The organism is Desulfobacteraceae bacterium (assembly GCA_022340425.1).
Taxonomy (GTDB): Bacteria; Desulfobacterota; Desulfobacteria; order Desulfobacterales; family JAABRJ01; genus JAABRJ01.
On sequence record JAJDNY010000010.1, the window covers coordinates 1 to 6,349 of the forward strand.

Here is a 6,349-nt window from a genome sequence, read left to right on the forward strand (position 1 = left end):
GCAGCGGCCTTGATGGCCTCGTAGTCGAACCGTCGCCCCAGCACCTCCCGCAGGCGTTCGGCTTCCGCAGGGCTGTCGGCTTCGAAGAAGGGCGGGGCGCTGAAACCCTCCGACGAAATGTCCGGAGGTGACACCTTGATCGGCGCCCGAGCCTCCAGCGGGGCGAAGCGGCGCGCCAGGATCTCCCGGGTGGTCACCGGTTTGGCGGGTGCCTTTGGGGGGGTGGACTTCTTCGCCGCGGCCTTTTTGGCTGGGGCTTTCTTGGCGGGGGCCTTTTTAGCGGCAGCGGCCTTGATGGCCTCGTAGTCGAACCGTCGCCCCAGCACCTCCCGCAGGCGTTCGGCTTCCGCAGGGCTGTCGGCTTCGAAGAAGGGCGGGGCGCTGAAACCCTCCGACGAAATGTCCGGGGGTGACACTTTGACCGGCGTCTGGGTCTCCAGCGGGGTAAATCGGCGGGCCAGCAGATCCTGGAGCGTCACCGCTTTGGCGGTGGATTTTCCAGCGGCGCCGGCCTTGGCTTTGGCCCCTGGCGCGGCCTTGGATTTTTTGCTTGTCTTGGTCTTCTTTTCCTCGTTTTTTTTGGCGGCAGCTGTTTTTTTCTTCTTGCTGCTGGTCTTGCTGGTAGGTTTTTTGGCCATGGAAACCCCTCAGAGGTTAGAGTGTTGGAAGCATGACTAGCCATGACGGCGAGCAGGCTGACAAGCCGCTCATCCTATATAGGATAAGGGTTCGTTTGTAAACACTTTTTTGGCAGTACTTTGGTGCTGCGGGACCCTTGCCGGAGAGGAAAGGTTTGACGGTGGGGGGCGAAAATGCTACTGCGCCGGGGCCGGCAATGCCCGGCGATTTCAATCAGGGAGGTGCCGCGTGAGCGTCGAGCATACATTGGTTCCAGTCTTGCGGGAAGGGGTGGCGGTGGTCAAAATGATCCTCTTCAAAGAGTTGAAGCCCTACCTGGGTGAAAAGTACCCCCAACGCGGGGCGGAGTTTGCCGGCAGGCTCTCGGGTGCGGTCATCAACGAACTATTTGGAACGCCCAACCCCGATCCAACCTTTGCAGCCTTTGCCCAGGCGCATCGGGTGATCATTCACGATGAGCTGGGACTTTTGGCCGTTCGGCATCCGAACCTGCGCATCGCCCTGACCGATGCCCTGCGGATCCAGTTTCTCTGCGACCATCAGGAGAACATCGACAGCAGCGCCGTTCTCAGCCGGGCCGATGAGTTGGGCATTCTGGTCGTCGAGCGGGAGGTACCCCTGCCCGCCACGTTCATGAACATGGTCCGTACCCTGGGCAACCGCCTGAATCTGCTGGCCTGAAACCGCTGCTTCCGACCGCTTGGCGCAGGGCATGAGATTCAGTCCTGCTCGCGGGTCTTGCGGAAAACGATGTCCGGCCAGTTTTCCATGTCGAAATTCAAGCGCCACTCGCTGGGCGCCAGGTAGGCCAGGTGGCCGACGGCGTCCCGGGCGAGCATATCCTGCTTCTCCTTTTCGAAAGCTGCCAGCCGGTTGCGGTCCGCGCAGGCGATCCAGCGGGCGGTGGCGTAGTTGACTGGCTCGTAGACGGCATCGACGCCATACTCGTTTTTCAGCCGCGCCATGGTCACGTCGAACTGCAACACCCCCACCGCACCGAGGATGAAGGCGCTGCCCGAGACCGGGCGAAAAAACTGCACCGCCCCCTCCTCGGCCAGCTGGGTCAGGCCTTTTTGGAGCTGCTTGAGCTTGAGGGGGTTTTTGAGCAGCACGCGGCGGAAATGTTCCGGTGCGAAGTTGGGGATGCCCGTGAACTGCAGCGGCTCTTTTTCGGAGAAGGTGTCTCCGATCTTGATGGTCCCGTGGTTGTGGATGCCGATGATGTCACCGGGATAGGCTTCCTCGACGTGGGCGCGGTCCTGGGCCATGAAGATGGTGGCATTGGCCCAGGTGACCTCCTTGCCCAGGCGGTGGTGGATCACCTTCATGCCGCGGGTGAACTTGCCCGAGCAGATCCGGATAAAGGCGATCCGGTCGCGGTGGGCGGGGTCCATGTTGGCCTGGATCTTAAAGGCGAACCCCGAAAAAGGGGGTTCCAGCGGGGAGACGACCCGGGTGGTGGTGGCCCGCCCGGTGGGCGGCGGGGCCATTTCCACCAAGGCGTCCAGGAGTTCCCGGACGCCGAAATTGTTGATGGCGCTGCCGAAAAAGACCGGGGTTTGGTTGCCTTGGCGGTAGTGGGCCTGCTCCAGCGGGTTGGCGGCGCCCTCCAGGAGCGCCACGTCCTCGCGCAATTCCGCGGCCTGACTGCCCAGCAGGGCGTCCAGGCGGGGGTCGGCCAAATCGGTGATCAGCAAATCATCGGTGTCGCGGGTATCGCCGCCGGGGCTGAAGAGCTGCAGGGTTTGACGGTAGCGGTTGTAGACCCCCCTGAAATTCTTGCCGGCGCCGATGGGCCAGGAAAGCGGGGTGCACTCGATCTGGAGCTTGTCTTCGATGTCCGTCAGCAGGTCCAGCGGGGCCAGTCCGTCACGGTCGAGCTTGTTGATGAAGGTAATGATCGGAGTGTTGCGCATGCGGCAGACCTCCATCAGCTTTTCGGTCTGGGGCTCGACCCCTTTGCCGCTGTCGATCACCATCAGGGCGCTGTCCACGGCGGTCAGCACGCGGTAGGTGTCCTCGGAGAAATCCTGGTGGCCGGGGGTGTCCAGGAGGTTGATCTCGAAGTCGCGGTAGTTGAATTTCATGACCGAGGTGGTCACCGAAATGCCGCGCTCCCGCTCCACGGCCATCCAGTCGCTGGTGGCGTGGCGGGCGGCCTTGCGGGCCTTGACGGCGCCGGCCAGTTGGATGGCGCCGCCGAAGAGCAGCAGCTTTTCGGTCAGGGTGGTCTTGCCGGCGTCGGGGTGACTGATAATGCCGAAAGTGCGCCGCCGCAGAACCTCTTCTTGCTGTCGTTTTTGCATCTGGCCGTCCTCTGGGGTCTCCGCCACGGCGGAAATCCCAGGCTTTTTGTGAAAGGTTCAGGTGATAAAAAAACGGGACCGAGATCGGACCCGTTTCAAAAAAAATTTACGTCAAATGCCAGCGCTTGTCAAACCCTGGCCGGGGCCGTCCTGAAGCCTTCATCCACCCGGGGCCCAGGGCAGCGGATCGAAACCTGAAGCGAGCAGGTTTCTTATCGGCAGAAAGAGCGGGTCGGGCAGCCGGGACCACGCAAACCAATGCCAGCAAGCACATTTCCCGGGCTCCAGGACCGTGGGTTCGCCCCGGGGGGCCTGGGCGACGGCGTAGAGCGTGACGTAGTGGTGGCCTTCGGCTGCGAAGACGTCGTTGGTGTAGGGGCCCAGCCGCACCGGCCCCAGCTGCAGGCCGGTTTCTTCGCGGACTTCACGGCGGGCGCAGGCCGCCACCGTTTCGCCGAACTCCAGGTGTCCGCCGGGGAACTGCCAGCTGCCGGCCCCGTGGGCATTCCGGCGCTTGCCCAACAGCACGCGGCCGTCGCGGATCAGAATGACGCCGACCCCCACCCGGGGGGCCGGCGCAATGGGCATCAAAGCGGTCATGGGTGCCTCTTGCCGCCCCCTGGCCAGCGGCTTTTGGGCAGCCTGATCGAAAAAAGGGTGCCCTCCCCCGGGCGGGATTTCACGCGGATGGTGCCGCCGTGTTCACGGATGACCTGCTCGGTGATGAAAAGCCCCAGCCCGGTCCCCTGGTTGCCCTTGGTGGAGTAGAACATGGTGAAGATCTCCTTCAGGGTTTCCGGGTCCATGCCGCAGCCGTTGTCGCGGATCTCGATGACGACGTGATCCTCATCCTGGGAGGTGCTGAAGACGATCCGGTGGGGTTTGTCGCTGGGGTCTTCGATGCAGGCCTCCAGGGCGTTTTCCAGAATGTTGAAGAGCGCCGAGCGGATGATGGCCGGGTCCACCGCGATGGTAACCCGTTGCGGGTCGAATTGGCAGACCAGGCGGACGTCCGCCCCGCGGATCTTGGCTTCCATCTGGTCGGCGACCTCGCAGACAAACCGCGGGAGGTCCACCTGCTCCGTTGCGAGCTCCCGCTTTTTGGCGTAGTAGAGAATATTGAGCACCACCTTGCGGATGCGCTCCACCATCATCCGGCTGATTTCCAGCCCCTCCTCGATCTGGGCCGGCATGTCGCGGTAGAAACCGGCGTCGATCAGATAGAGGCCGGCGTCCAGACCGGTCAGAACACCTTTGATGCCGTGGGAGATGGAGCCGATCATCAGGCCTAGGGTTGATAAGTTGTGCTCCACCTCGCGCAGGCGGGTGACATCGGCGAAGATCACCAGCACCTGGAGCAGCTTGCCGCTGGCGCTTTTGATGGGCGCCGTCCAGACCATGGCATTCAGGCGGCGGCCGTTTTGGGCGGAGAGGAACATCTCGGCCTGGTGGGGCTCGCCGTCCTGCAGGCTGCTCTCGATGGGGCACCGGCAGCAGGGTTTGCGGGAGAAGCTGAACAGATCGAAAAAGTCGATCCCCGTCTCCTGGCCGAAATCCTCCTTGAACCGGCGGTTGACCGCCGTGATGCGGCCCTTGCGGTCCAGCACGGCAATATGGCAGGGCACCTCGTCGAAGAGCAGTTCATAGCGCTGGCGGGTGCGCTGCAGCTCCAGTTTGATGTCCTGGATTTCCTTGCTGCCGGTGGCGACTTCCAGAATCAGGTCGACCTCGCCGTCGTTGTTGAAAATCGGTGCGCAGTGGACGATCACCGGCACCTTGCGGCCGCTGCGGTAGCGCGCCGTGGCGCGGGTGGTGTGGACGATCTCCGAGCGCATGCTGACGGCCACGGGGCAGGTTTCGGGCCGGCCGGCCTGGCCCTCGTAGATCTCCCAACTGCGGGTCCCCAGGCGATGGCCGAAATGGCGATTGAAAGTGGGGTTGGTGGCCACCAGGCGGAGATTGCGGTCGTGCAGGGAGACGAAATAGGGGGTCTGGTTGAAATACGCCACGCCCCCTTCGACCTCGCGGGCCAGAAGTCCGATGAAGTGGGACACCTTGTCGACGATCTGCTTGACGGCCAGGAAACGTTCGGTGTTCACCCGTTCAGCCAGCTGGGCTGCGATCCCGGCCGAAAGCCCATTTTCCAGCGTATCCGCCCGGTGCTGCAGCCGCCCCAGGCGCAGGCAGCGCTCCACGGCGGCCACCAGGGCCCCGGCGCCGGCGTCGTGCGGCAGGAAGGCGGCCGCCGTCTGGCCCAGGCGCTCCACGGCGGCGGTCCAAACCTCGGGTGCCGTCAAAACCACCAGCTGCGGCGGCGGAGAGAGCGCCCCCAGGCGCGCCAGGGATTCTGCGCCAAGCAGAACGTCTTCGGCCAGCACCACCGTCGGGGGCCGGTCCGTGATCGCGTTGAGGGCGGCGTGCGCCTCGGCAAAGGTCTCGATCCCACTGCCGCCCAGCGCGGCGGCCAGTCGGCGGCGGTCCGCGGCGGCGGCCGCCAGCACAAAAATGGTGTTTTCCATGGTGCCTGTTCCGTTGATGGCCGCGGTGGATGGCCCCGCAGGGGGTTCAACCGCGAAGGTCCCGTTCACGGCCGCGCTCACGGGGTGCGGGGTCCAAGGGGCGGCGGGGCCGGCGCACATTTACCGAGATAGTCCCGCAGGGCGTCGCGGGTGCTGGGAAAGACCAAATCCTGCCAGGGAATCTCCGCCGGCGCGAACAGGCGGGCATCCAAAGCCTCGTCTGCTGCCTGCAGGCCGCCGCCGACCGCCTCGGCCTGATAGGCCGCTAACAGGGGTTTGTCTCTCATATGGGTAAGCAATAAAATTCATTTGGTTACGGGTTAAAAGTTGCCTCATCTAAAGCCGGATACAAAATCCGGATACAAAACGCCTTCAGAGAGCCTCCTCTGAGGGCGTTTTGTGTTTAGGGGATGGGATGACCGCTGGGCCAGGGAGGTTGTTTTCCATGGCATCCCGGGCCGACTCCAGTCCCAGGGTTCGAAGGTAACGTTCTGTCGTCGTGGGGCTTTTGTGGCGAAGAATGCCCTGGATTTTCCAGAGGGGCTCCCCGGCAACAAATCGGATGGATGCGGTTAGATGACGAATCGAATGAAATTCGAAGGCTTTGACTATTGCCGCCTTGTACAGCCTTCGCATCAGTTGCTGCCGGCAAGAAAAGGGATTTCCGTATTGAGGTTCATTGCATGAGGACCCATCAAGACAAACAAACAGGTTCTCAGTATCTTTGATGGGGCGAATCTTGACAGTTCCGTAAAAAACCCAATTTCCGCGTTGCGCTGCATCTCGAAGTCGCTGCGGGGTACATAAGTACCCCTCACTCCTCGAGATTTGCGCGCCTTGAACTTGGGCTTTTTACGAAACTGTCTGATTTTCTACTTTTTACCG

General features: G+C 62.8%; 7 protein-coding genes. 1 reads left to right on the plus strand and 6 read right to left on the minus strand.

Going from position 1 to position 6,349, the window contains the following annotated elements:
- On the minus strand, positions 1 to 638 hold a 638-nt coding region (locus LJE63_00865), incomplete at its 3' end, for a hypothetical protein (GenBank protein ID MCG6905144.1).
- Positions 639 to 867: 229 nt separating this feature from the next.
- Here LJE63_00865 and LJE63_00870 point away from each other — a divergent pair.
- Positions 868 to 1,320 carry a hypothetical protein gene (locus LJE63_00870; GenBank protein MCG6905145.1) on the plus strand — a complete coding sequence of 151 codons (453 nt, stop codon included), beginning with the start codon at positions 868 to 870 and terminating at the stop codon, positions 1,318 to 1,320.
- 38 nt (positions 1,321 to 1,358) lie between these two features.
- On the opposite strand, the gene LJE63_00875 is transcribed toward LJE63_00870, so the two are convergent.
- The 5 genes from LJE63_00875 to LJE63_00895 all read right to left on the minus strand — a co-directional run bounded on the left by LJE63_00875 (position 1,359) and on the right by LJE63_00895 (position 6,100).
- On the minus strand, positions 1,359 to 2,945 hold the full coding sequence (locus tag LJE63_00875; protein MCG6905146.1) for a peptide chain release factor 3: 1,587 nt from the start codon (positions 2,943 to 2,945) through the stop codon (positions 1,359 to 1,361).
- Positions 2,946 to 3,104: 159 nt separating this feature from the next.
- Positions 3,105 to 3,545, minus strand: a complete 441-nt coding sequence (locus LJE63_00880; GenBank protein MCG6905147.1) for an NUDIX hydrolase — start codon at positions 3,543 to 3,545, stop codon at positions 3,105 to 3,107.
- The gene (locus LJE63_00885; GenBank protein ID MCG6905148.1) at positions 3,542 to 5,464 is read right to left on the minus strand and encodes a PAS domain-containing protein; all 1,923 of its coding nucleotides are present in this window, start codon (positions 5,462 to 5,464) and stop codon (positions 3,542 to 3,544) included. The genes LJE63_00880 and LJE63_00885 overlap by 4 nt, the downstream gene beginning before the upstream one ends.
- Positions 5,465 to 5,541: 77 nt before the next feature.
- Positions 5,542 to 5,751 carry a hypothetical protein gene (locus tag LJE63_00890; protein ID MCG6905149.1) on the minus strand — a complete coding sequence of 70 codons (210 nt, stop codon included), beginning with the start codon at positions 5,749 to 5,751 and terminating at the stop codon, positions 5,542 to 5,544.
- An 85-nt stretch (positions 5,752 to 5,836) separates the two neighbouring features.
- Positions 5,837 to 6,100, minus strand: coding sequence for a tyrosine-type recombinase/integrase (locus LJE63_00895; GenBank protein ID MCG6905150.1), 264 nt, complete (start codon positions 6,098 to 6,100; stop codon positions 5,837 to 5,839).
- Positions 6,101 to 6,349 lie beyond the last annotated feature (249 nt).

Excerpts from the sequence above, each read along its gene's own strand:
- LJE63_00880 (MCG6905147.1), bottom strand. The coding sequence starts at position 3,545 with ATGACCGCTTTGATGCCCATTGCGCCGGCCCCCCGGGTGGGGGTCGGC.
- LJE63_00895 (MCG6905150.1), bottom strand. The coding sequence starts at position 6,100 with ATGCGAAGGCTGTACAAGGCGGCAATAGTCAAAGCCTTCGAATTTCAT.
- LJE63_00890 (MCG6905149.1), bottom strand. The coding sequence starts at position 5,751 with ATGAGAGACAAACCCCTGTTAGCGGCCTATCAGGCCGAGGCGGTCGGC.
- LJE63_00875 (MCG6905146.1), bottom strand. The coding sequence starts at position 2,945 with ATGCAAAAACGACAGCAAGAAGAGGTTCTGCGGCGGCGCACTTTCGGC.
- LJE63_00885 (MCG6905148.1), bottom strand. The coding sequence starts at position 5,464 with ATGGAAAACACCATTTTTGTGCTGGCGGCCGCCGCCGCGGACCGCCGC.